This is a genomic window from Rhodococcus sp. 05-2254-5 (assembly GCF_002258575.1).
In the GTDB taxonomy this organism is placed as follows: Bacteria; Actinomycetota; Actinomycetes; order Mycobacteriales; family Mycobacteriaceae; genus Rhodococcoides; species Rhodococcoides fascians.
Genome location: NZ_NOZG01000029.1, coordinates 709,815 through 732,698, shown reverse-complemented (window position 1 = coordinate 732,698; position 22,884 = coordinate 709,815). Strand labels below are relative to the sequence as shown.

The 22,884-nt window shown below is 65.6% G+C and carries 23 protein-coding genes and 1 tRNA gene; 15 read left to right on the top strand and 9 right to left on the bottom strand.

The genetic code is table 11. From position 1 onward, the window contains the following. Positions 1-30: 30 nt before the first annotated feature. Positions 31-210, bottom strand: a complete 180-nt coding sequence (locus tag CH278_RS23050; protein WP_027494516.1) for a hypothetical protein — start codon at positions 208-210, stop codon at positions 31-33. Between the two features lie 260 nt (positions 211-470). Here CH278_RS23050 and CH278_RS23045 point away from each other — a divergent pair, with 260 nt between their 5' ends. From CH278_RS23045 to CH278_RS23000, 10 genes are all read left to right on the top strand, one after another. After that, a complete protein-coding gene (locus tag CH278_RS23045; protein WP_373557343.1) occupies positions 471-1,076 on the top strand; it encodes a TetR/AcrR family transcriptional regulator in 606 nt (201 codons plus the stop codon). Continuing rightward, positions 1,073-2,581: a flavin-containing monooxygenase gene (locus CH278_RS23040; protein ID WP_236254030.1), complete on the top strand. Its 1,509-nt coding sequence runs from the start codon at positions 1,073-1,075 to the stop codon at positions 2,579-2,581. The genes CH278_RS23045 and CH278_RS23040 overlap by 4 nt, the downstream gene beginning before the upstream one ends. After that, positions 2,578-4,269: a GMC oxidoreductase gene (locus tag CH278_RS23035; protein ID WP_032373786.1), complete on the top strand. Its 1,692-nt coding sequence runs from the start codon at positions 2,578-2,580 to the stop codon at positions 4,267-4,269. Before CH278_RS23040 ends, CH278_RS23035 begins: the two co-directional genes overlap by 4 nt. Further along, positions 4,269-4,904, top strand: a complete 636-nt coding sequence (locus CH278_RS23030) for a hypothetical protein (protein WP_027494512.1) — start codon at positions 4,269-4,271, stop codon at positions 4,902-4,904. The genes CH278_RS23035 and CH278_RS23030 overlap by 1 nt, the downstream gene beginning before the upstream one ends. Before the next feature lie 174 nt (positions 4,905-5,078). Next, positions 5,079-6,611 (top strand): catalase, encoded by a 1,533-nt coding sequence (locus CH278_RS23025; protein WP_027494511.1) that lies wholly within the window; start codon positions 5,079-5,081, stop codon positions 6,609-6,611. 139 nt (positions 6,612-6,750) lie between these two features. Beyond that, complete coding sequence (locus tag CH278_RS23020) at positions 6,751-7,224, top strand: Dps family protein (RefSeq protein ID WP_027494510.1); 474 nt, start codon at positions 6,751-6,753, stop codon at positions 7,222-7,224. An 84-nt stretch (positions 7,225-7,308) separates the two neighbouring features. Then, the gene (locus tag CH278_RS23015) at positions 7,309-7,998 is read left to right on the top strand and encodes an HAD family hydrolase (protein ID WP_094622890.1); all 690 of its coding nucleotides are present in this window, start codon (positions 7,309-7,311) and stop codon (positions 7,996-7,998) included. After that, positions 7,995-9,794, top strand: coding sequence for a glycoside hydrolase family 15 protein (locus tag CH278_RS23010; protein ID WP_094622889.1), 1,800 nt, complete (start codon positions 7,995-7,997; stop codon positions 9,792-9,794). Before CH278_RS23015 ends, CH278_RS23010 begins: the two co-directional genes overlap by 4 nt. Positions 9,795-9,824: 30 nt before the next feature. Then, positions 9,825-10,625, top strand: a complete 801-nt coding sequence (locus tag CH278_RS23005) for an SDR family NAD(P)-dependent oxidoreductase (protein ID WP_027494507.1) — start codon at positions 9,825-9,827, stop codon at positions 10,623-10,625. Positions 10,626-10,634: 9 nt separating this feature from the next. Continuing rightward, a complete protein-coding gene (locus CH278_RS23000) occupies positions 10,635-11,606 on the top strand; it encodes an LLM class F420-dependent oxidoreductase (protein WP_094622888.1) in 972 nt (323 codons plus the stop codon). 61 nt (positions 11,607-11,667) lie between these two features. On the opposite strand, the gene CH278_RS22995 is transcribed toward CH278_RS23000, so the two are convergent. From CH278_RS22995 to CH278_RS22985, 3 genes are all read right to left on the bottom strand, one after another. After that, on the bottom strand, positions 11,668-12,093 hold the full coding sequence (locus CH278_RS22995) for an SRPBCC family protein (protein ID WP_027494505.1): 426 nt from the start codon (positions 12,091-12,093) through the stop codon (positions 11,668-11,670). Between the two features lie 80 nt (positions 12,094-12,173). Then, a tRNA-Pro gene (locus CH278_RS22990) sits at positions 12,174-12,247 on the bottom strand. A gap of 17 nt (positions 12,248-12,264) precedes the next feature. Then, the gene (locus CH278_RS22985; RefSeq protein ID WP_256991901.1) at positions 12,265-13,191 is read right to left on the bottom strand and encodes a metallophosphoesterase; all 927 of its coding nucleotides are present in this window, start codon (positions 13,189-13,191) and stop codon (positions 12,265-12,267) included. Positions 13,192-13,388: 197 nt separating this feature from the next. Between CH278_RS22985 and CH278_RS22980 the strand changes: the two genes are divergently transcribed. After that, positions 13,389-13,853: a GatB/YqeY domain-containing protein gene (locus CH278_RS22980; RefSeq protein ID WP_027494503.1), complete on the top strand. Its 465-nt coding sequence runs from the start codon at positions 13,389-13,391 to the stop codon at positions 13,851-13,853. A 63-nt stretch (positions 13,854-13,916) separates the two neighbouring features. Here CH278_RS22980 and CH278_RS22975 read toward each other — a convergent pair whose 3' ends face one another. Next, positions 13,917-16,268: a penicillin-binding protein gene (locus tag CH278_RS22975; RefSeq protein ID WP_094622959.1), complete on the bottom strand. Its 2,352-nt coding sequence runs from the start codon at positions 16,266-16,268 to the stop codon at positions 13,917-13,919. 293 nt (positions 16,269-16,561) lie between these two features. Here CH278_RS22975 and CH278_RS22970 point away from each other — a divergent pair, with 293 nt between their 5' ends. Beyond that, the gene (locus CH278_RS22970) at positions 16,562-16,885 is read left to right on the top strand and encodes a WhiB family transcriptional regulator (RefSeq protein WP_008712729.1); all 324 of its coding nucleotides are present in this window, start codon (positions 16,562-16,564) and stop codon (positions 16,883-16,885) included. A 20-nt stretch (positions 16,886-16,905) separates the two neighbouring features. On the opposite strand, the gene CH278_RS22965 is transcribed toward CH278_RS22970, so the two are convergent. After that, positions 16,906-18,036, bottom strand: a complete 1,131-nt coding sequence (locus CH278_RS22965; RefSeq protein ID WP_027494500.1) for an ArsA family ATPase — start codon at positions 18,034-18,036, stop codon at positions 16,906-16,908. After that, complete coding sequence (locus CH278_RS22960) at positions 18,033-19,040, bottom strand: ArsA-related P-loop ATPase (protein ID WP_027494499.1); 1,008 nt, start codon at positions 19,038-19,040, stop codon at positions 18,033-18,035. The genes CH278_RS22965 and CH278_RS22960 overlap by 4 nt, the downstream gene beginning before the upstream one ends. Before the next feature lie 105 nt (positions 19,041-19,145). On the opposite strand from CH278_RS22960, the gene CH278_RS22955 reads away from it, so the two are divergent. Together CH278_RS22955 and CH278_RS22950 are read left to right on the top strand one after the other, a co-directional pair. After that, the gene (locus tag CH278_RS22955) at positions 19,146-19,313 is read left to right on the top strand and encodes a DUF4177 domain-containing protein (RefSeq protein WP_072691993.1); all 168 of its coding nucleotides are present in this window, start codon (positions 19,146-19,148) and stop codon (positions 19,311-19,313) included. 4 nt (positions 19,314-19,317) lie between these two features. Beyond that, the gene (locus CH278_RS22950; RefSeq protein ID WP_027494498.1) at positions 19,318-19,776 is read left to right on the top strand and encodes a RidA family protein; all 459 of its coding nucleotides are present in this window, start codon (positions 19,318-19,320) and stop codon (positions 19,774-19,776) included. Here the strand turns inward: CH278_RS22950 and CH278_RS22945 are convergent. Both CH278_RS22945 and CH278_RS22940 read right to left on the bottom strand, forming a co-directional pair. Continuing rightward, positions 19,757-21,145, bottom strand: coding sequence for a wax ester/triacylglycerol synthase domain-containing protein (locus CH278_RS22945; RefSeq protein ID WP_256991903.1), 1,389 nt, complete (start codon positions 21,143-21,145; stop codon positions 19,757-19,759). The two genes, CH278_RS22950 and CH278_RS22945, sit on opposite strands and share 20 nt — an antisense overlap. 13 nt (positions 21,146-21,158) lie before the next feature. Beyond that, entirely contained in the window at positions 21,159-22,019 is an 861-nt protein-coding gene (locus tag CH278_RS22940; RefSeq protein ID WP_094622885.1) for a Gfo/Idh/MocA family protein, read from the bottom strand. A 71-nt stretch (positions 22,020-22,090) separates the two neighbouring features. On the opposite strand from CH278_RS22940, the gene CH278_RS22935 reads away from it, so the two are divergent. Further along, positions 22,091-22,882, top strand: coding sequence for an MBL fold metallo-hydrolase (locus CH278_RS22935; protein ID WP_094622884.1), 792 nt, complete (start codon positions 22,091-22,093; stop codon positions 22,880-22,882). Positions 22,883-22,884 lie beyond the last annotated feature (2 nt).

The window sequence follows — 22,884 nt, the reverse complement described above, 5'->3', positions numbered from 1 at the left end:
TGCCCGCGGCGAGTCGGCACAAACTGTCGGTCAGTCGGTGTGAGTCGCGACGTCCACCAGGTGGGCGATCTGCGGGTCCCGTGGCTCGAACACTCCGATTGCCGCCAGCTGCGGTGCCAGCTCTTTCAGCGTCGCGATCAGTTCGTCGTGAGCCTCGGTCCCGGGTTCCACGTCGCGGAGCGCGTGCGCATTCGCGACGAACGCCGCCACGGTGCCTTTCCTAATCCGGAGTCCGTCGAACGAGGATCATTCGTTTGAAGTGCGTCCTGGGGACGCACCGAATTGCCGGTCACGGTGGATCTCTTCCGTCGACGTGAGACGTGCCCGCCCCCCTGGAACGTGGGTGTGCCCGATATCCGCGCGACGATTGGCTCTCGCGATGGCGGGGTCTTCGTTCGAGATCGGAGTGATGAGCGCAGTTGTGACAAAACTTAAAGTCAGGCTGGACTGTTTGTTGTTTTGACGCTACTGTGCGAAGTGTGACTACCGACACAGAGCTCAGCGACGGCGGGCCGACCCCGCGCCGCACGCAGGCCGAACGCACCGCGGGGACCCGCGCAAAGTTGCTCGATGCAGCCATCGAGTGCCTCGTCGAGCTGGGTTTCTCGAAGACCAGCACGCAGGAGATCGCGCGGCGTGCCGGAGTATCCCGTGGAGCGCAGCTGCACCACTTCCCGACCAAGGAGACGTTGGTGACCGCTGCCGTCGAGCATCTCGTCGACCGCCGCCTGTCCGAAATCTTGGAAGCCGAGCCCGATCCGGAACGCGGACCCGAGATCCTCGTCGACGCGTTCTCGGGCCCGCTGTTCTATGCCGCGCTCGAGCTGTGGGTCGCGGCACGTACCGATCCGGCTCTGCACGAGGCAATGGTTCCGCTCGAGCGCCGCGTCGCCGAGGCCATCCAGAGCGGCGCTCAGATCGTCATGGGTAGCCGCATGTCCACCGAGTCCATCGAGCTCAGCGTCGAGCTGGCACGCGGGCTCGCTGTATCGGCTCTGTTCCGTACCCCCGAAGCCGACGCGCAGCTGCGCGGACGGCTCCTCCCCGTCTGGTCCGAAAAGGTGATGGACTCGTGAATTCTGCACTGCCCCAACAAGTCGACGTGCTCGTCGTCGGAGCCGGTTTTGCCGGCCTCGCCGCGGTGGCGAAGATCCTCGCCGCCGATCCGAGTGCCGACGTGACCGTCATCGAGCGAGCGTCGGAGGTGGGCGGCACATGGCGGGACAACACTTACCCCGGGTGTGCGTGCGATGTCCCGACGTCGCTGTACTCGTTCTCGTTCGCGCCGAGCCCGAAGTGGAGTCACACCTTCGCGCGCCAACCGGAGCTGTTCGACTACCTCCAATCGGTGGTCGAGCGGCTGAACCTGCGGGATCGCATCGTCACCGATTGCGAACTGCTGTCGGCCGATTGGAGTGACACGGACCAGCGGTGGACCGTGCAGACCTCGAAGGGCGCGGCGAGCGTCAGAGTTCTCATAGCTGCCACCGGCGCACTGTCGACGCCGAAGATCCCCGACGTGCCGGGCATCGACACATTCCAGGGAACGGTGTTCCACTCCGCGACGTGGATCCACGAGCACGATCTCACCGGGGAGCGCGTCGCCGTGATCGGCACTGGAGCGTCGGCGGTGCAGTTCGTGCCCGAGATCGTCGACAAGGCCCAGCGGCTCACCGTCTTTCAGCGCACACCCGCCTGGGTGATCCCACGTCTGGACCGCACCATCGGCCGGGTCGAGCGGACTCTGTACGAGAAGGTCCCCGCGGCTCATCGCGCGGTTCGCGGCATCATCTACGGGTACCGCGAGGCATACGTGACCGTGCTGGCCGACAACCCGTGGATGTTGCCCGCCGTCAAGGCATTCGCGAAGGCCAATCTGAAGCGTCAGGTCAAGAACCCGACGAAGAGGGCGGCCCTCACACCCGACTACGCACCCGGCTGCAAACGTCTTCTGCTGTCCAATGATTGGCTGCGGACGCTGGATCGACAAGACGTCGACTTGGTGACATCGGGCCTGACGTCGGTGACCGAGAACGGCGTCGTCGACGCGTCGGGCCGCAACTACGAGGTGGACACCATCATCTTCGCGACGGGGTTCACCCCGACCGAACCGCCGGTGTCGCACTTGTTGCGCGGCAGCGATGGTCGTACTCTCGCGGAGCGCTGGGGCGGTAGCCCGCAGGCCCACCTGGGCACCACCGTCGCCGGGTTCCCGAACCTCTTCCTGATGTACGGCCCCAACACCAATCTCGGGCACAGTTCGATCGTCTACATGCTCGAGTCGCAGGCCAATTACGTCGTCTCGGCGCTCAGTGAGATGCGGGACCACCGGGCAACCGCCGTCGAGGTGTCCGAATCCGCTCAGCAGCAGCACAACTCGTGGGTCGACTCTTCTCTCGACGGCACAGTCTGGAATGCCGGCGGCTGCTCGAGCTGGTACCTCGACGCCAACGGACGTAACTCGACGATGTGGCCCACGTACACGTTCCGGTTCCGCAACAAGACGCGAACGTTCGACACCTCGAATTACCGACTCGTCTCCGACACCCGTGAATCAGACAAGAAGGCGGTTTCCGCATGAGCGACTACGACGTACTGATCATCGGCTCCGGGTTCGGCGGAAGCGTTGCCGCGCTGCGGGCCGTCGAGAAGGGCTACCGGGTGGCGGTGCTGGAATCCGGCCGACGGTTCGCCGATCACGAATTGCCCAAGACCAGTTGGCGTTTGCGTAAGTACCTGTGGGCTCCGGCGCTCGGCTGCTACGGCGTCCAACGTATCCATCTGTTGCCCGACGTGCTGGTGATGGCGGGGGCAGGCGTCGGCGGAGGCTCGCTCAACTACGCCAACACGCTGTACCAGCCGCCGACGAAGTTCTTCGAGGACCCGCAGTGGGGTGCCATCACGGACTGGAAGCGTGAGCTGAATCCGTACTACGACCAGGCGCGTCGGATGCTCGGGGTCGAGACGAACCCGACGATCACTGCCTCGGACAAGGTCATGAAGGAGGTCGCCGAGGACATGGGCGTGGGCGACACGTTCACCTCGACTCCGGTGGGCGTCTACTTCGGTGACCGTGGCAAGACCGCACCCGACCCGTTCTTCGGTGGTGCCGGTCCCGAGCGGACCGGGTGCACCGAGTGTGGTTCGTGCATGACGGGTTGCCGCGTCGGCGCGAAGAACACCCTCGTCAAGAATTACCTGTATCTCGCCGAACGTGCAGGCGCACACATCCTTCCGCTGACGACCGTCGTGGACGTCCGCCCGAACGGCAGCGGCTACGACGTCGTGACGCGCCGCACCGGCGGCAAGCTGCGCCGCAAGGAGAAGACGATCACCGCCGATCAGGTGGTCTTCTCGGCCGGCACCTACGGAACGCAGAAGCTCATGCTCGCCGCGAAGGAGAAGGGCTCGTTGCCGCGGCTGTCGAACAAGATCGGTTCGTTGGTACGTACCAACTCCGAGGCCGTACTGGCCGCAACGGCGCGCGGACGCGAGGTCGACTACCACGAGGGAGTGGCGATCACCTCGTCGTTCCACCCGGACGATCACACGCACATCGAACCGGTGCGATACGGCAAGGGCAGCAACGCGATCGGGCTGCTGCAAACCGTTCTCAGTGACGGCGGCGGCAAGGTGCCGCGGATTCTCAAGACGCTCGGAGTGGCGCTGCGTCACCCCGGCGCGGCGGCCCGCAGTCTGTCGGTCCACAGGTGGTCCGAACGCACCGTCATCGCTCTGGTGATGCAGACCGACGACAACTCCCTCGAGCTGGGCTCGAAGAAGGGGCCGTTCGGGCGTCGACTGACGAGTCGGCCCGGGGCGGGCGATCCGCCGCCGCAGTGGATTCCGCAGGGGCACACGGCCATCAGGTTGCTCGCCGACAAGATCGGCGGCGATCCGGGCGGGTCGATCGCCGAGATCGTCAACATTCCGATGACCGCGCACTTCCTCGGCGGCTGCGCCATCGGTGATTCACCGAACACCGGTGTGATCGACGGCTACCAGCGGGTGTACGGGTACGAGGGCTTGCACGTGCTCGACGGGTCTGCCGTCAGCGCCAACCTCGGCGTCAATCCGTCTCTGACCATCACCGCGCAGGCCGAGCGGGCAATGGCGTTGTGGCCCAACAAGGGTGAGCCGGACCGTAGGCCTGCCGTCGGCTCGGGTTATGTCGAGGTGGCACCGGTTCAACCGTCCAACCCGGTGGTGCCGGTGACCGCGCCGGGCGCGCTGCGCCTGCCGCTGACCGTCGTGGGGAGGGACTCCTGATGTGGAGCGTCGCCGAGTCGGAGACCGAGCGCACCGATTGGCCGGTCAGCCCCGCAGCGCCGTGGCCGGCGAACGTCCGGGCCACGATCTGGTGGCATCGCGCCCGGTCGTCGGATTTCGCGCCTGCCGGCGCGAAGACGTTGCCGATCACGATGTGCATGGTCGTCGACTACATGACGTCACCCGTCGGTCCCTACCGCGAGATACTGGCGAGCCCGGTGTTGCGCCGGGACGTCGGAAAGATTCCGCGGATGTCGGTGCCGTTCATCGCCGTCGATTCGGCGACGTCGGTGCACGGCGGTAGGACCAACTGGCATCTGCCCAAGGTGCTGGCCGAGTTCGACGGCGACGTGCTGAACAAGGCCGGGGTCAGCGGTGGGGACTGGTCGGTGCGGACCGGCTCCCGCGGCTTCGGGCCCGCATTTCCGATGCGCGGATCGATCGGGTTCGCGCAGCCGGTGCCCGGCGGATCGGCTCTGGGCGTCGCGAGCTTGAAGGGGAAAGCCAGGTTGGCCCGGGTGGAGGTGGATGCGTCGGGGCCGACGCTCGATCGCTGGATGCCGTCGGGCACGTATTTCGGGTTGCAGATCGTGTCGGGTTCGATGCGGACGGGCGAAGCGCGGCTGGTGCCGTGACGGCAATCCTTTTCTTGACTTAGTACAGATTGATGGCATGCTGGTGGTCGAGCTCGAGGGTTTATGCCGCGTGAGTACGGGCATTCCCCATGAGAATCCGGCCGCGCCCTCGGCCGCACAGATTTCGTCCGGGACAGCCCTCTCGGACTCTCTACAGCCATCAGGAGGCTTCGTATGACCAAGCCGACCACCAGCAAGCCCACCACCAGCAACTCGGGAATCCCCGTAGCCAGCGACGATCAGTCGCTCACCGCCGGCGCACAGGGCCCGATCCTGCTGCACGATCACTACCTGATCGAAAAGATGGCGCAGTTCAACCGCGAGCGAGTCCCGGAGCGCGTCGTGCATGCCAAGGGCGCGGGCGCGTTCGGCGAGCTCGAGATCACCGGTGACATCAGCAAGTACACCAAGGCGAAGGCGTTGCAGCCCGGCGCGAAGACCGAGATGCTGGCACGGTTCTCCACCGTCGCCGGCGAGCAGGGTAGCCCCGACACCTGGCGTGATCCGCGCGGCTTCTCGTTGAAGTTCTACACCGAGGAAGGCAACTGGGACCTCGTCGGCAACAACACGCCGATCTTTTTCGTCAAGGATCCGATCAAGTTCCAGGACTTCATCCGCAGCCAGAAGCGCATGCCCGATTCCGGTCTGCGTGACAACAACATGCAGTGGGACTTCTGGACCCTCTCGCCCGAGTCGGCGCACCAGGTCACGTGGCTCATGGGTGACCGCGGCATCCCGAAGTCGTTCCGCCACATGGACGGTTTCGGTTCGCACACGTACCAGCTCATCGCCGAGGACGGCACGAAGACCTGGGTGAAGTTCCACTTCAAGACCGATCAGGGCATCGATTTCCTGACGCAGGACAAGGCCGACGAGGTTGCGGGTACGTCACCCGACCACCACCGTCAGGATCTGTTCGGGTCCATCAAAAACGGCGACTTCCCCAGTTGGACCCTCAAGGTCCAGCTCATGCCGTACGACGAGGCCGAGAACTACAAGTACAACCCGTTCGACCTCACCAAGGTCTGGTCGCAGAAGGACTACCCGCTCATCGAGGTCGGCAAGATGACCTTGAACCGCAACCCGGAGAACTTCTTCGCTCAGATCGAGCAGAGCTCGTTCGAGCCGTCCAACACCGTGCCCGGCATCGGCTTCAGCCCCGACAAGATGTTGCTCGGCCGCGTGTTCTCCTACGCGGACGCGCACCGGTACCGCATCGGAGCGAACTACGCGCAGTTGCCGGTCAACGCCCCGAAGTCCGAGGTCAACTCGTACTCCAAGGACGGCAACATGCGGTACTCGTTCAACTCTCCGGAGACGCCCGTCTACGCGCCGAACTCCTTCGGCGGTCCGTCGGCGGACACGAACAAGTACGGCGACGACGGAGCGTGGGATTTCGAGCCTCGCTTCGTCCGCACCGGCTACATCGAGCACCCCGAGGACGGCGACTTCGTGCAAGCGGGAGCCCTGGTCCGCGAGGTCATGGACGATGCGCAGCGCGAGCGTCTGGTCGGGAACATCGTCGGACACGTCCTCAACGGCGTCAGCGAGCCGGTTCTGAGCCGGGTATTCGAGTACTGGACCAACGTCGACCCCGAGCTCGGCAAGAAGGTCGAGGAAGGTGTTCGGTCGCAGCAGAACGAGACCGCTCCCACCACCGGTGCCGGCGCGATCGACGATCCTGCCGACGAGGCCGCCAAGGTCTGACTCGGTCGTTCCTGGGATCGGCGTCACAACGACGCCGATCCCGGAACAACCGGCGCAGTGCCGCCGTTGTGCAATACAGACGGAAGCACAATAATGGCGTGCGATGCACACCGTCGTACAACGGCAGGGAGGCCATATCATGACGAACCCCATCACCAGCACCCTCGACGCAGGTCAGCAGAAGATCGCGGGCGACGCTCTGCAGGGCACCGTCGTCGACCTGATCGATCTCTCGCTCATCGCGAAGCAGGCGCACTGGAACGTGATCGGCAAGAACTTCCGGTCCGTGCATCTCGAGCTCGACGAATTGGTCACTGCTGCACGTGAATTCACCGATCAGGCGGCCGAGCGCGCCACCGCGATCGGTGTCAGCCCGGACGGCCGGGCAGCCACCGTCTCCTCGACGGCAGGAACCAAGGGATTCGGTGCCGGGTGGACCCAGGACAGCGAAGTGGTGCCGGCCATCGTCGACAACATCGCTGCCGTCGTCGATCGGCTGCGTGGACGCGTTGCCGATACCGCGGAAGCCGACCCGGTGACGCAGGACCTGCTCATCGCCATCACTGCTCGGCTCGAGCAGCTGCACTGGATGTGGCAGGCCCAGGCCAGCTGAAAACCTGAATTCGATGCGGGCCCCTCACCGGTGGTGAGGGGCCCGTTTTGTTTGCGTGTACAGCCCATGGGTATTCGTACGCCCATGTCTGAAAGTGCTCCGAAGGTCGACGCGGTGTTGTTCGATATCGACGGCACGCTCGTCGATTCCAATTACGTCCACGTTGACGCGTGGTCCCGCGCGTTCCGCGATGCCGGGCACGAGGTGTCGTCGTGGCGCATTCATCGCAGTATCGGGATGGACGGGTCGAAGTTGCTGGAGGCGTTGGTCGGTTCGTCCGACAGCGCGCTCGCGCAGGAAGCAAAAACCCTGCACGGGGAGTATTACGCGGCCGCGTCGAAGACCTTGGAAATTCTGCCGGGTGCACGGGAGCTGTTGGCAGAGCTGAGTACTCGCGAGGTCACCGTGGTGCTCGCGACGTCCGCTCCGGAGTCCGAGCTGTCGACGTTGCGTAATCTGCTCGAGGTCGAGGATTCGGTAGCGGTGGTGACATCCGGCGAGGACGCCGAGGTGGCGAAGCCGGAGCCCGACATCATCGGTGTTGCGCTCGAGCGCGCCGGCGTCGACGCCGAACACGCGATCATGGTGGGAGACAGCGTGTGGGACATCGAATCCGCGGGCCGGGCAGGGGTGCGGGCCATCGGCGTGTTGAGCGGCGGTATCTCACGCGCAGAGCTGCTCGACGCGGGTGCGGTGGCAGTGTTCGAAGACCCGGCCGATTTGCTGGAACACCTCGCCGAGAGCCCGATCCTTGCCGACAAGGCAAGTGCTTGAGCAACTTCCGAAAGCCTTGTCCGAGGGTCGACGGGTACGTCCCCATCGAAAGTTACGGCGCGATCGGTGACGGCCGGACCGTCGCGATGATCGCCGACGACGGCCGCATCGATTGGTTCCCGGTACCGAATCTCGATTCACCACCGCCGTTCGCCTCGCTGCTCGACGCCCCGCACGGTGGCTACATCGAACTGACGCCCAGAGACGAGTTCACCGTCGAGCGCGAATTCGTGCCCGGCACAAACGTTCTGACCACCACGTTCCGCACCGACAGCGGTACGGTCCGAATCACCGACTCGCTCAACACAGGTGTGGCCGGGCGATTGCCGTGGGTGGAGTTGGCGCGCCGCATCGACGGACTGGACGGAACAGTGGACATGACGTGGTCCGTCGCACCGGGCACGATGCTCGGTATCGCGTCGCCGTGGGCGTACGACACCGAGCACGGAACCGTCCTGCGCGTCGACGGATTGACGCTGGCAGTCCGGACTTTGGGGATCGAAGACGTGCAGCTCGCGGATCGCGACATCAGCGCCGTCTTCACCACGCGCTCGGGTTCGCGTCACGTCATCGGTGTGGTCGGAACCGAGAACGAGCCACTGCCGCTGCCGGATCCTCAACACCTCGACGAGGGCATCGACCGGACCATCGACAATTGGCGCGTCTGGTCGGACGAGTTCTCGTACGAGGGCCCGTGGGCGAAGCACGTCGCTCGTAGCGCGTTGGCGTTGAAGCTGTTGCTGCACAGCCCATCCGGTGCTATCGCGGCGGCAGCGACCACGTCACTGCCCGAGAATCGCACCGGTGGCAAGAACTGGGACTACCGGTACGCCTGGGTTCGCGACGCCGCGTACACCATTCGGGCGCTGCAACGGTTCGGTCTGCGTGAGGAAATCCATGCGGCGGTCGCGTGGCTGCTGAAGGTCATTCGAGTCAACGATCCGTTGGTGAACGTGTTCTACACCCTCGGCGGCGAATTGCCGGGCGGCACAGAGCAGCCCGACGTGCCCGGCTGGCGCGGCATCGGACCGGTGGTCAACGGTAACGCCGCGGCGGACCAACTCCAGCTGATGATCTTCGGAGACCTGTTCTCGATCATTCGGCAGTACGTGGACGCGGGCAACATTCTCGACGCGCAAACCGGTCGGCTGTTGGCGACCATCGCGGACGAGGCCTGCGACTCGTGGCAGCGCAAGGATGCCGGTATCTGGGAGCTCGAGGTGGAGCAGCACTACACGAGCTCGAAGCTGGGGTGCTGGCAGGCGCTGGACTGCGCGGTGCACCTGGCCGAAGCCGGGGAGATCCCGGGCATACCGGATCGGTGGAAGGCCGAGAAGGAGTGCATACGGCGGTACATCGAAACCGAGTGCTGGTCCGAGGAGCGGCAGACCTACCTCGCTTACCCGGGTGCCGACGGGCTCGACGCGTCGGTGCTGTTGGCAGCCGAGATGAATTTCGATCGCGGAGAACGTATTTCGGCCACGATCGATGCGCTCGGCGAGGAGCTCGGTGCCGGGCCGTTGATGTACCGCTACAGCGGAGTGTCCGAAGAGGAGGTCACGTTCGTGGCCTGCGCGTTCTGGCGAGTGTCGGCGCTGTCGTGCGTCGGCCGCGACGACGAGGCCACGGCCCTGATGGACCAGTTGGTGGAAATGTCCAACGACGTCGGGCTGTACAGCGAGATGATCGATGCTTCGGATGGGTCGTTTCTGGGTAACTTCCCGCAGGGCTTGAGCCACCTGGCCCTGGTGAATGCGGCGTTGACCATCGCCCGTTCGCACGACGCCACAGCCTGACAACCGACCTCTAGCGCAAAGTGGGATCGAATGGATTTGGGAATCGACGGTAGAGCCGCACTGGTGACCGGAGCCGACTCCGGCATCGGGTGGCACACTGCGAAGCTGCTGCTGGCCGAGGGCGTACGGGTGGTCGTCAGCGACAAGGACCAGAGTTCGTTGGACGAGGCCGCCGCGAAACTCGGTGCAGCAGAGGGACAGCTGTTCGCGTTCGCCGCGGACGTGACCGACACCGAGGCCGTCGAGAACCTGGCAGTGCGCACGCAGCAGGCCGTGGGCGACATCGACATTCTGGTGCAGTCCTCTGGCGTCACCGGCGCGCAGGGGCTGTTCCACGAGATCGACGAGGAAGGGTGGCGCTCCACCCTCGACATCGACCTCATGGGCCCGGTCCGCTTACTGCGCGCGTTTCTCCCCGCCCTCCGGCGCGGTGGATGGGGGCGCATCGTGCTGTTGACGTCCGAGGACGCCGTGCAGCCGTACGACGACGAATTGCCCTACTGCTCGGCCAAAGCCGGAGTTCTGGCTCTGGCCAAGGGGCTTTCGCGCAGCTATGCGTCGGAGGGCCTGTTGGTCAACGCGGTCTCCCCGGCATTCATTCACACCCCGATGACCGACGCGATGATGGACAAGCGAGCCGAGGAGAAGGGCACCGACAGAGACGGTGCCATCGAGAGCTTCCTCGACGAGGAGCGCCCGTACATGGAACTGGGACGCCGCGGCGAACCCGAGGAAGTGGCCTCGGTGATCACGTTCCTGTGCTCGGATCGCGCGTCCTTCGTCAACGGATCCAACTACCGAGTCGACGCCGGTTCCGTCGCAACAATTTAGGAGAACAGCATGACCAATTTCGGATACACGTTGATGACCGAGCAGAGCGGTCCCAAAGAGCTGGTGAAGTACGCCGTTGGAGCCGAGAAGGTCGGCTTCGACTTCGAGGTCAGCAGTGACCACTACTCGCCGTGGCTCTCGTCCATGGGCCACTCTCCTTACGCGTGGACCACTTTGGGTGCGGTCGCGCAGGCCACCCAGCGCGTCGAGCTGATGACGTACGTGACGTGCCCGATCATCCGGTACCACCCGGCCGTTGTCGCCCAGAAGGCCGCGACATTGCAGATCCTGGCCGACGGACGTTTCACTCTGGGCCTGGGCAGCGGCGAGAACCTCAACGAGCACGTCGTGGGTGAAGGCTGGCCGTCCATCGACAAGCGACAGGACATGTTCGTCGAGGCACTCGAGATCATCCGCGCACTGCACGCCGGTGGCCTGGTCACCTACGAGGGCAAGCACTTTCGCGTCGACTCGGCTCGGATCTGGGACCTGCCCAAGGGCGGCGTCCCGATCGGCATCGCAGCCGGCGGCGAGAAGGCCGTGGCGAGGTTCGCCGAGTACGGCGATCACCTCATCGCTACTGAGCCGGATGCGGATCTCGTCAAGGCGTGGTCGGACAACCACGAGGGACCGGCGCGCTCCATCGGCCAGATCCCCATTTCGTGGGACCCCGACAAGGACGCAGCCATCGATCGCGCACACGACCGTTTCCGCTGGTTCGCCGGCGGTTGGGCCGTCAACGCCGATCTGCCGACGACGGCCGGTTTCGCCGGTGCGACGAAGTTCGTCAGGAAAGAGGATGTGGCCGACACGATCCCGTGCGGACCGGACCTGGACGCCATCGTCGAGGCCGTGAAGCCGTACTGGGAGGCCGGTTACACCGACATCGCGCTGGTGCAGGTGGGCGACGAAACTCAGGAGCGCTTCCTGGCCGAGGCGGCCGGCCCACTGTTGGAGAAGCTGCGCGCTGCGTCCAGCTGAGCACACACGAGAAGACCCCGATCGAGACCATCGATCGGGGTCTTGTCGTTGTGCGGCAGTGCTACCGAGCCAAGCGCGGCAGGTTCTTCGAGATGCTCGACGTCAGTGCCTTGCCGACGATCGCGGCGAGACCGGGGATCGGGGCGTCGAATCCAATTGTGTAGTCGAGTTCGGTACCGCCGTCAGTGGTGGGGGTCAGCTTCTGCACACCCCAATGACCGCGTAGCGGGCCACCTTTGGTGATGCGGTACTCGATGAGGGTGTTCGGCTCCGAGACGGTGGTGGTCTCCTCGAACGCGGGGAGTGGCCCCAGCTTCAGGCTACGAGCCGATCCGACGCCGTTGCGGGAGGTGTCTCCGTCGCGCACCCGGCGGATCTTGGCCAGGAACAACGGGCCGAGGTTCTCGTGTTCGGACAGCGCCGCGAAGACGACGTCGGGAGACGAAGCGAACCGATGGGTGACATGAACGCGGGTGGGGGTCGGCATGCCTCACAGTAGCGCCGATCAGGCAAAGAAAAGGGACCCGCTCGACTGAATCGAGTGGGTCCCTTTTCGTGGTCCAACTGTCGGGGTGGCGGGATTCGAACCCACGACCTCTTCGTCCCGAACGAAGCGCGCTACCAAGCTGCGCCACACCCCGTGTACCGCTGGAGAAGTCTAACTCACGACTGCCTCAGAACGCGAAACGCCCTCGTCGGAGACGTCCTTCGGGCCCTTTCTGGGGGCAGGAGTGAGCGTGATCAGGGTTGCTTCGGGGCGGCAGCAGAAGCGGGCAGGCGCGTACGGCGAGGTCCCGAGACCGGCCGACACGTGGAGCTGCGTGTGCGCGCCCCACTTGGACGGACCCTTGACCCGGGAACGGTCGATCTCGCAGTTCGTCACCAGCGCACCGTAGAACGGCAGGCACAGCTGGCCGCCGTGGGTGTGCCCGGCGAGGACGAGGTCGTAACCGTCCTGTGCGAACTTGTCCAATACCCGCGGCTCCGGCGAATGCGTGATTCCCAGGCGTAGGTCTGCCAACGGGTTCGGCTGGCCGGCGATGGTGTCGTAGCGATCGCGCCTCAGGTGCGGATCGTCGACGCCCGCCGATGCGATCCGGACGCCGGCGACCTCGAGTTCGCGGCGCACATGCGTCACGTCGAGCCAGCCGCGTTCGGAGAACGCAGCCCGCAGATCACGCCACGGCAGCGACTCGCCCGTCGTGCGCTTGTGGTTCTTGTCGAAGTACTTGAAGGGGTTCTTCGGCTTGGGCGCGAAGTAGTCGTTGCTGCCGAACACGAACAGCCCGGGCCGCGACAAGAGGGGCCCAAGAGCCTGCACGACGCTGGGAACGGCGCGTTGGTGCGACAGATTGTCGCCGGTGTTGACCACGAGGTCGGGTTCGAGGCGGTCCAGTTCGCGGAGCCAGTTCTGCTTCATCCGCTGGCCCGGCATCATGTGCAGGTCGCTGATGTGCAGTACTCGCAGCGTCGCGGAGCCGGGTTCTAGCACCGCCATCGACGTCTCACGGAGCGTGAACGCGTTGCGCTCGACGAGGGTGGCGTAGCCGATGCCCAAGGCCGCAGCACCCGCCGTCCCGATCACCGAGCTCTTGAGCGGTGCCGCTCTGACGACGTCGCGTGTGTGCTCGGCAACCGACCGCAGTTGCGTGGAAGCGCTGCGCAGTTGCGCCGAGGTTGGCAGTAACGAGGAACTGAAGTGAACGGCCACCCAGTCCACGATACGGCAGCAAGCCGATATGGACGCGCGAGCCGACGGCTGGGCCGCGTAGCGTTTCTGCCATGTCCGAACTCAAGGCCCGTATCCGAACCGACCTCACCACAGCGATGAAAGCGAAGGACAAGCTCCGGCTGGCAACGCTGCGCATGATCCTCGCCGCCATTCAGACCGAGGAGGTCTCCGGCAAGGAGGCCCACGAACTGACCGACGACGACGTTCTGAAGGTGCTGGCGAAGGAATCGAAGAAGCGCGGCGAATCGGCCGAGATCTACACGCAGAACGGCCGCGGTGAACTCGCCGCCAACGAGCACGCCGAGGCGCAGATCATCAACGAGTACCTGCCCACTCCGCTGACCGACGAGGAATTGGCCACCATCGTCGATACCGCCATCGCCCAGGTCGCCGAAGAATTGGGCGAGCGACCGGCCATGAAGCAGATGGGTCAGGTCATGAAGATCGCCTCGGGACTCGCTGCCGGCAAGGCCGATGGATCTCGCCTGTCGAAGGCCGTCAAAGACCGTTTGTGACCACCCATGTGAGTGGAACCTCGTAGTCCACTACGAAGTTCCACTCACATGCGGCGAAGCCGCTCAGCGAGGAGCGGTGAGCCCGGGGATTGCCGGTATCTGGATACCCGGCGGCAGGTCCGGTATCTGGATACCCGGCGGCAGGGCAGGGGCCGGAGCCGGTGCCGGGCGAACCGATCCGTCACTGACGTAGATCGTGATGTTCGATCCGGGAACCGCACTGCCCGACGGTGACGTCGACACCACGGTTCCGCGCGCAGCCTGATCGGCCGTCGTCACCGCGGTCACCTGGAAGCCCGCACCCTGCAGCGTGGACGTCGCGGACGACTGGCTCTGGCCGGTGACGTCGGGTACCTGTCCGTTGGCCGAGCCGCGGACGTACTTCTGATCGACCGGTGGAAGTTGGACGGGCCCGTAGTTGGTGGCGATCGGGCTCATCGCGTCGAACCAGGTTCTCGCGGGTTCGTTACCGCCGTACAGGTTTCCCGAACCGCAGGGCCGCAGCGGGAACGAGCAGATCTCGCTGGGCGTCGGTGAGTCGCCGTAGGTGTACACGGCGGCGGCGTAATTGTTGGTGAACCCGAGGAAGCCCGAGGATCGGTTCGACTCGGTGGTACCGGTCTTGCCGGACATCGGCAGGTTCCAGCCGGCCGAGGCAGCGGCGGACGCGGACGTGCCACCTGCCTGGTCGTCCTTGCTCATAGCGTTGGCGAGGGTGTTCGCCAGACCGGGTTCGACGACCTGCTCGCAGGCCTGGTGAGCGACGGGAACGGGCTTGCCGTCGCGGTCGAAGATCGAGTCGATCGGGGTCGGCGGGCACCATTTGCCGCCGGAAGCCAAGGTCGCGGCCACGTTGGACAGCTCCAGCGGGTTCACCCAGGTGGGTCCGAGGGTGAACGACCCGAGGTTCTGACTCTTCTGGAAATCGGCCATCGACTGCTCGGCACCCGAGGAACCCGGGTCCGTGTACGAGCGCAGGCCGAGACGGACGGCCATGTCGACCGTCGGCGTGACGCCGACGGACTCGATCAGCTTGACGAAAGCAGTGTTGGGGGACTGAGCCAACGCGTCGGTGATCGACAGCGCGGGTGGGTAGTTGCCCGCGTTCTCCACGCAGTAGGTGGAGGCCGGGCAGTTCCGAGCACCACCGTCGCCGACGCCCTTGACCTCCACGCGCTTGGGGACCTGCAGCGTTGCGCTGGTGCCCAGTCCGCGTTCCATGGCGGCGGCCGTGGTGAAGATCTTGAAAATGGAGCCGGCTCCGTTGCCCACGAGGGAGTGCGGTTGCGGCTGCACGGTCTCGTCGGCGTCGGCGTTGAGGCCGTAGGTGCGGCTGCTGCCCATCGCCAGGACGCGGTGCTGGTCCTGGCCCGGGGCGACGACGTTCATCACCGTAGCCACGCCGTCGAGCGAGGGGCTGGTGTTGCTGACCAGGGCGGCCTTGGTGGAGTTCTGGACCGCGGGGTCGAGCGTCGTGCGGATGAGATACCCGCCCTTGTCTATCTGCTCCTGGCTGATTCCGGCCTGAGCGAGGTACTGCAACGCGTAGTCACAGAAAAATCCTCGGTCTCCTGCCGCAATACAGCCGCGGGGCAGGGTCTGAGGGACGGGCAGCACACCGAGGGGCTCGGCCTTGAGTGCCGTGAGCTCGGCCGCACGCTCGGGGAGGTTCTGGATCATCGTGTCGAGCACGGTGTTCCTGCGCTCGATCACACCCTCTTCGTTGGTGTACGGGTTGAGGGCGGAGCTGGACTGGACCATGCCGGCGAGCATCGCGGCCTGGACGGCGCTGAGCTGGCTGGCATCGATGCCGAAGTACGTCTGAGCCGCGTCCTGGATGCCGAACGAGGCATTACCGAACGGCACCAGGTTGAGGTAGCGGGTGAGGATCTCGTCCTTGGTCAGTTCCTTGTCGAGGGTCAACGCCATCCGGATCTCGCGGATCTTGCGGGCGGGCGTCGTTTCGATGGCGGCGCGTCGCTCGGCGTCGGTCTTCGCCACGACCAGCAGCTGGTAGTTCTTCACGTACTGCTGGTCGATGGTCGATGCACCCTGCTGGACCTGGCCGCTGGTGGTGTTGGTCAGGAACGCGCGCAGCGTGCCCTGCCAGTCGACGCCCTGGTGCTCCGCGAAGCGCCGGTCCTCGATGGAGACGATGGCCAGCTTCATCTCGTTGGAGATCTTGTCGCTCGGTACCTCGAAGCGGCGCTGTTCGTACAGCCACGCGATCGGGTTGCCGTTGACGTCGGTCATCGTCGAAACAGCAGGTACGGCACCCTCGACCAACTCGGCCGAGACGTTGTCGACGGTATCGGCGGCGCGGTTGGACGCGAACCCGAACCCGCCGGCCAAGGGGAACATCACGCCGGCGAGCAATGCACCGGCGAGTGCTGAACATCCGGCGAGCTTCGCCACGGTTTTTCCAACTGACACAGAGCACAGCGTACGTGTGCCTCGTTCGGATCGGCAGTGCCCCGCATGCGTTGTGCGCTGCGCCCCTGCTCGGGACGCCCGTACCAGAAATGTGACCTCACCGTCTTGCATTCGGGGCCGGGTTTACCTAAATTATGAGCACAGTGTGATTCGCATAACACTTGATAATGAATGTGGGGCAGCTCCTAGAATTTGTGCTTCGACACCGAGGTACAAACTGCTCGGAGCCTCCAGGACGCCCAGTGAGGGCGACCGAGACGTAAAGGGGATCCGCCATGCACACGACAACCGCGCCGACGCGACTCGATGTAGAGGAAGCAGAAGCACGTATCGCTTGGGTGTCACACGCTCGGTGCAAGGGCACGGATCCGGACCAGCTGTTCGTCCGGGGTGCAGCGCAGCGCAAGGCCGCGACCATTTGCCGGCACTGCCCGGTTCTGATGCAGTGCGGTGCGGATGCCCTCGACAATCGCGTCGAGTTCGGTGTGTGGGGTGGCATGACCGAGCGTCAGCGCAGGGCACTGCTCAAGCAGCACCCCGAGGTCGACTCGTGGTCCGAATTCTTCGAGACCCAGCGTCAGCAGCAGGCGGCGATCTGACCGCCTGCCGAAACGGCCGATCAGCCTCTGCGGGTCAGCTGGTCGGCCACCGCGCGTAGTGCGGCGAGGTCGGAGACCTCGAACGGCAGGGACGGAACACCGACGATGGGCACGCGGGGGTGCGCGCCGGTGAAGCGTTTGAGCAACCGCACCTCGCGCGCCGCCGTCACCGCGCGTTGAGCGTGGATACGCAGCACCGCAGCAGTCAGTTCGGCACCGGGGTCGTCGATTCTGTCCAGGAGATCGGCGGCAGTGGCCGCGTGATCGGCCTGCACCGACGACAACGTCGGATGCGTCCGATTTACCACCAGTCCGGCCAGCGGCATGTTCTCGGCGGAGAGTCGCTCGACGAAGAACGCGGCCTCGCGCAATGCGTCGGGCTCGGCGGCAGCGACGACGAGGAAACTGGTGCCGTCCTCGCGGAGCAATTGGTATGTGCGCGTAGCGCGTTCGCGGAACCCGCCGAACATCGAATCCAGCGATTGCACGAAAGCCGAAGCGTCGGACAGCATTTGGCTGCCGATGACGGTCGAGACGCCGCGCATCGCCAGGCTCATCGCGCTGGTGACGACGCGGGTGATTCCTCGTCCGGGAGCGGTCAACAGCCGGATGAAACGACCGTCGAGAAACGACCCGAGCCGTTGCGGAGCGTCGAGGAAATCCAACGCGTTGCGCGACGGCGGAGTGTCCACCACGATCAGATCCCACGACGCGTCGAGGGACAGCTGCCCCAGCTTCTCCATCGCCATGTACTCCTGCGTGCCCGAAAAGGACGACGCCACAGTCTGATAGAACGGGTTGGCCAGAACCTGCGCCGCCTTTTCCGGCGTCGAATGTTCGATGACCATCTCGTCGAACGTGCGCCGCATGTTCAGCATCATCGCGTGCAGTTCGCCCTTGGCGTCGGCACCCAATTTCACCGGCTGCGGGCTGTTGTCGAGGTCGCCGAGCCCGAGGGCCTGGGCCAGCCGGCGAGCCGGATCGATGGTCAGCACGACGACACGCCTGCCCTGTTCGGCGGCACGCAGAGCCATCGCCGCTGCGGTGGTGGTCTTCCCGACACCGCCTGCGCCGCAGACCACGACGATTCGTGACGCGGGGTCGGTGAGGATGCGGTCGACGTCGAGTTCGGTTGCTGCTGGTCGAGTCATCGGACACCCTGTTCTGCGAGCGTGGCGGCGAGCTCGTACAAGCCGCCGAGGTCGACGCCGTCGGCCAACATCGGCAGCGTCATGCGTGCGACGTCGAGTTCGTCGAGTTGTGTTGCGCTCTCCACCTGAGCGGACAGCGTCGACGCGTGCTCGATCGATTCGGTCAGGAGACCGGCGAAGTCGGCCTCGGACAACGTGATTCCGGTCTTGGCCAGACCCTCCTGAATTGCGACGGCATCGATCTCGCCCTCGGCGATGGGTTCGAGGGAGTCGGCAGGCAGGTACGTCGGCTCGGTGCGGTTGACGATCACCGTGCCCAGGCGGAGGTCGGCTGCTTCGAGCTCGCGTACCGCATCTGCCGTCTCCTGCACCGGCAATGCTTCGAGCAGGGTGACCAGGTGCACGACGGTGTCCGACGAATGCAGCAACCGCACCACGCCCTCGCTCTGCGAGCGGACCGGGCCGCCCTTGGCCAGGTCGGCCATGGCCTTGGTGACGTCGAGGAAGTTTCCGATGCGGCCGGTGGGCGGCGAGTCGACGACCACCTCGTCGTACGCGCGGTTGCCCTTCTTGTCGGTGCGCACCACGCACTCCTTGACCTTGCCGGTCAGCAGTACGTCACGCAGGCCGGGCGCGATGGTCGTCGCGAACTCGATGGCACCGATCTTGCGCATCGCGCGGCCGGCGAAACCGAGGTTGTAGAACATGTCGAGATACTCGAGGAACGCGGTCTCGATGTCGATCGCCAGCGCATAGACCTCGCCGCCGCCGTCCGCCGAGGCGACGCGGGTCTCCACCGGCGGGAGCTGCGGCACGTCGAACAGCTGCGCGATGCCCTGCCTGCCCTCGACCTCCACCAACAACACTCGCCGGCCACCCGCGGCCAGCGCCAACGCCAGCGCGGCAGCGACCGTCGACTTACCGGTACCGCCCTTGCCGGACACGAAATGCAGCCGCGCGGCGTCCGCCTTCGCCGGCCATCCCTCTTGCTTCGATGTACCCACGCCTCGACCATATAGAGACGCGATGCCGGTCGTCCGACAGAACCGAGAATCACCCGATCGCAGTGACGCACCCCTCGTACTCCGGTGGGCGATAGGCTTCGAGTCATGAGCGAAAAGATCATCTGGGAGTACTTCACCGCACCGGTGCTGATTCACGCCACCAAGCAGATTCTCGACAACTACGGCTCCGAGGGCTGGGAGCTCGTGACGATCATGGCGGGACCGAACGGCGGCGACACACTGGTCGCGTACTTCAAGCGTCCGAAGGGCTGACGCCGTGGCGAACTGGAGCGAACGCCTCTCCGAGCTGGGCATCGAGCTGCCCGACGTCGTTCCGCCGCTGGCCGCGTACGTCCCCGCCGTACAGGTGGGTTCGCTCGTCTACACCTCCGGTCAACTGCCGATCGTGGACGGAAACCTGACGTCCGTGGGCAAGGTGGGTGCCGACGTGTCGGCCGAGGACGCCACGGCAGCTGCGCGGATCTGTGCGTTGAACGCGCTGGCCGCGGTGCATGCGCTGGTCGGTATCGATTCGGTCGCACGCGTGATCAAGGCCGTCGGCTTCGTCGCTTCCGCGGAGGGCTTCACCGGTCAGCCCGGTGTCGTCAACGGAGCCTCGAACGTCATCGGCGAGATTTTCGGTGACGCAGGCAAGCACGCCCGCTCGGCCGTGGGTGTCGCCGAACTTCCGCTCGGTGCGTCGGTGGAAGTGGAGCTCATCGTCGAACTGCAGTAGTCGACGTCCCATGAAGTGCACCGCAGGTCTCGTCGACTGCGGAACGCAGCAGGTCGGCATACACGGCGTGATCGGGGACCGTCGTCGGGCAGGCCGTCACACAGACGGTGACGACGTCCCCGTATCCGTACACGGCGTGGGTGATGCTGCAGCCCGGGCTCAGCGACGCGACCCCCGCGCACAGGGTGGCCCGGCTCGACCCCAACTCGAGGTCCAGACCGGTTCGGTTGACGCTCGTCACCACGGTATGGCTGGTGACACGCTCGGGCGTACCGCTGCGAGGGGCGACGAGCCGGGCGCGGCGACCGAAGCCGAGCAGTAGAGCGGCGGGGTAGAGCTCGGCCGACCGGGTGGCGTCGATGTGGCGGCGATCGTTCACACGTTCACGCTGCAGGTTCAGCGCGTGTGCCACTGCCGATGCTCGGTCGGACGCGTCGGTGAGCTCGGGATGCAGATCGACGGCAGCGGGGACGGTTCGGTTGACGGCAGGCCAGGCCGCCGACGTTCCGATCGCGGTGGGCACCGTGGCGCGGATGCGGGTGCCGACCCTCTCTCCGTGCGCAGCGAGATACGCCGACAACGCCGCTCCGACGGCGGTGAGCGCGGTAGCCGTGACGGTGGCCGGCCCGCCTGTCCACTGCGACTTCGGGAACTGCAGGACGTGCACCGCTCTTGTTTCGTCGGGATGGGCGTTGACGCGCGTGGGTTCGACCGGTGCGGGGGCAAACAGCTCCCCGGTCCGCACGGCGTCGAGATACGTCTGCTGTGCCCGCCCCATCCGCCGCTGCGACCGCGCCCAGCGGTAGGGCAGGAGCGCCGTCGCAACGGCCGCATCTCGCACGCGACGTGGACGCGAGACGGCAGGGTCGTCGGGGAACGTGACGTTGTCGGTCGGCTCGTCCGGTCCGAAGAGAGCGCGAACGATGCGGGTACCGACCGACCCGTCGGACAATGCGTGGCTGACCTGAACGATCACGACAGTGGCCGCACCGCGGATACCGTCGACGCCCGACAGGCCCCGGCCGACGTGCACGGTCCATGCCCGTGTCGTCGCATCGACCGGAACGCACGCGCGTTCGGCCAGAAACGAATTCAGCGTGTGACGACCGTCGGAGAGATCGTGGTCGACCACGTGGTCACGAGGCGGCGTCGGGTCCCTGATCCAACGTGGGTACTCCAACAGACCCACCGCATCGCCGATGCGAATCTGCAGTCTCGGAACCAATCGAGCGCGTCTCTCGACGTGGGCCACGACGTCGTCGAACGTCGGTGGCTCGTGGTCCCCCGAGTCGAAGACGAACGTCGTGTACTGGTCCATCGAGCGATGCGGGGCCGAGGTGTAGTGGAACATCGCATCTTTGACGTCCATGGTGGTCACACGATCAGGGTGCCCACTCCCGCGCCCGATCAATCACCCTCTGCAAGTGCAGTCCTCGGTGCACCGAGCATTCGTGGTCGACACCCGATTCCACCGACTCGAGGAACTCGTCCAGCAGTACGGCGTAGCAGTCGGTCGACGACGTGGATCGGTCGGTGAAGGTGTCGACCCCGGCGGGTCCGGACAGCTCGATCCGCATGAGCGACGGCATGACCGGTGTCCGCAGCGACAATTGGACGGTGCTACGCGCGCCGCCCTCGTGTTCGAGTAGAACGGTCCAACTGTCCGACGCCACGTCGCGGTGCGAGTAGGCAACGCGCGCAATGGTTCCCAGTGCCGCGTCGAGGAGATCGAAGACGTGTGGCCCGATGTCGAGGATCGCCCCGTCGTCGTGTCGCCACTGCGATTCCGAGTAAGCCCCGCCGAGAGTGGCACCGGAGAACCAGGTTCCGGAGCCGGCGGCCCAGGAGCGGCCTGCTGTCGAGGCGAGGAATTGCCTTGTCTCCGGGGCGAATCGGAGTGTCAGTGTCACCATCGAACGGACGCCGGCGACCGTGACGGCCTCGGCCAGTTCCTCGGCCTCAGCCACGGTGGCGGCAATGGGCTTGTCCAGCAACACATGTTTGCCTGCTCGCGCGGCGCGGAGAGCGAAACCGGCTTGCACGGCCGGCGGTACCGCGAACGCCACCGTGTCGACGGCATCGAGCAGGGCGTCGAAGGACTCGCAGACCGGTGCACCCAATTCGGCCGCGGCGTCCGGTCTGCGGGCCCACACTCCGGTGAAGTCCACTCCCGGATGAGCGAGCAGCGAGGGGGCCTGAGTCTTGCGGGCCCAGGGGCCGGCTCCGACGAGTCCGATCTTCATATGCGTCGACGTTAGTCGTCGGCACCGGTCCTGTTCCACCTCGAGAACAGTGGGCGTCCTACAGTGTTTCAATGGCCGACTCGAACTTGACGCATCCCGCCTACGGACTGGTCCGGCACGTGACGCCCACGGCGTCGGTTCTGCTCGCGGAGAACCCGGGCAAGATGACGCTCGACGGAACGAACACGTGGATTCTGCGGGCACCGGGTTCCGACGAGTGCATCGTCGTCGACCCGGGTCCGAAGGACAAGGCCCATCTCGACGCCGTCGCCGCGTCGGGCACGGTGGTGCTGACCCTGGTGACCCATCGCCATGCCGATCACACGGCGGGGTTGAAGCGGTTTCACCGCAAGACAGGGGCACCGGTGCGGGCGGTGGGGGAGAGGTTCCTGCACGGCGGTGGCGAGCGGTTGGCCGACGGCGAGGTCATCGATGCGGCGGGTCTACGGATCCGGGTGCTCCACACGCCCGGCCACACGGCGGATTCGGTGAGCTTCGTGCTCGACGACGCGGTCCTGACGGGAGATACGATCCTCGGCCGCGGCACCACGGTGCTCGACCCGAAGGACGGCTCGCTCGCGGACTATCTGAATTCGCTCGACCGACTCGAGGCCGCCGGTGCGGGCAAGACGGTGTTGCCGGGGCACGGGGCCGATCTACCGGACACCGCCGAGGTGGCGCGACTGTATCGCGCTCACCGTCGGCAGCGGCTGGATCAGGTGCGGGCGGCGTTGGCCGAGATCGGAGACGACGCCAAACCGATGCAGGTGGTGCGCCACGTCTATTCGGACGTGGACAAGAAGTTGTGGCCGGCTGCGCGGATGTCGGTCAAGACGCAGCTGGCCTACCTCAGGGAGAACTAGCG

What these genes read in the sequence shown, in the direction of transcription:
- CH278_RS23015 (WP_094622890.1), top strand. Translation starts at nt 7,309, where the DNA reads ATGTCTGAAAGTGCTCCGAAGGTCGACGCGGTGTTGTTCGATATCGAC.
- CH278_RS23035 (WP_032373786.1), top strand. Translation starts at nt 2,578, where the DNA reads ATGAGCGACTACGACGTACTGATCATCGGCTCCGGGTTCGGCGGAAGC.
- CH278_RS22935 (WP_094622884.1), top strand. Translation starts at nt 22,091, where the DNA reads ATGGCCGACTCGAACTTGACGCATCCCGCCTACGGACTGGTCCGGCAC.
- CH278_RS23030 (WP_027494512.1), top strand. Translation starts at nt 4,269, where the DNA reads ATGTGGAGCGTCGCCGAGTCGGAGACCGAGCGCACCGATTGGCCGGTC.
- CH278_RS23000 (WP_094622888.1), top strand. Translation starts at nt 10,635, where the DNA reads ATGACCAATTTCGGATACACGTTGATGACCGAGCAGAGCGGTCCCAAA.
- CH278_RS22980 (WP_027494503.1), top strand. Translation starts at nt 13,389, where the DNA reads ATGTCCGAACTCAAGGCCCGTATCCGAACCGACCTCACCACAGCGATG.
- CH278_RS22995 (WP_027494505.1), bottom strand. Translation starts at nt 12,093, where the DNA reads ATGCCGACCCCCACCCGCGTTCATGTCACCCATCGGTTCGCTTCGTCT.
- CH278_RS23005 (WP_027494507.1), top strand. Translation starts at nt 9,825, where the DNA reads ATGGATTTGGGAATCGACGGTAGAGCCGCACTGGTGACCGGAGCCGAC.
- CH278_RS23020 (WP_027494510.1), top strand. Translation starts at nt 6,751, where the DNA reads ATGACGAACCCCATCACCAGCACCCTCGACGCAGGTCAGCAGAAGATC.
- CH278_RS23025 (WP_027494511.1), top strand. Translation starts at nt 5,079, where the DNA reads ATGACCAAGCCGACCACCAGCAAGCCCACCACCAGCAACTCGGGAATC.
- CH278_RS22955 (WP_072691993.1), top strand. Translation starts at nt 19,146, where the DNA reads ATGAGCGAAAAGATCATCTGGGAGTACTTCACCGCACCGGTGCTGATT.
- CH278_RS22945 (WP_256991903.1), bottom strand. Translation starts at nt 21,145, where the DNA reads ATGGACGTCAAAGATGCGATGTTCCACTACACCTCGGCCCCGCATCGC.
- CH278_RS22965 (WP_027494500.1), bottom strand. Translation starts at nt 18,036, where the DNA reads ATGACTCGACCAGCAGCAACCGAACTCGACGTCGACCGCATCCTCACC.
- CH278_RS22940 (WP_094622885.1), bottom strand. Translation starts at nt 22,019, where the DNA reads ATGAAGATCGGACTCGTCGGAGCCGGCCCCTGGGCCCGCAAGACTCAG.
- CH278_RS22970 (WP_008712729.1), top strand. Translation starts at nt 16,562, where the DNA reads ATGCACACGACAACCGCGCCGACGCGACTCGATGTAGAGGAAGCAGAA.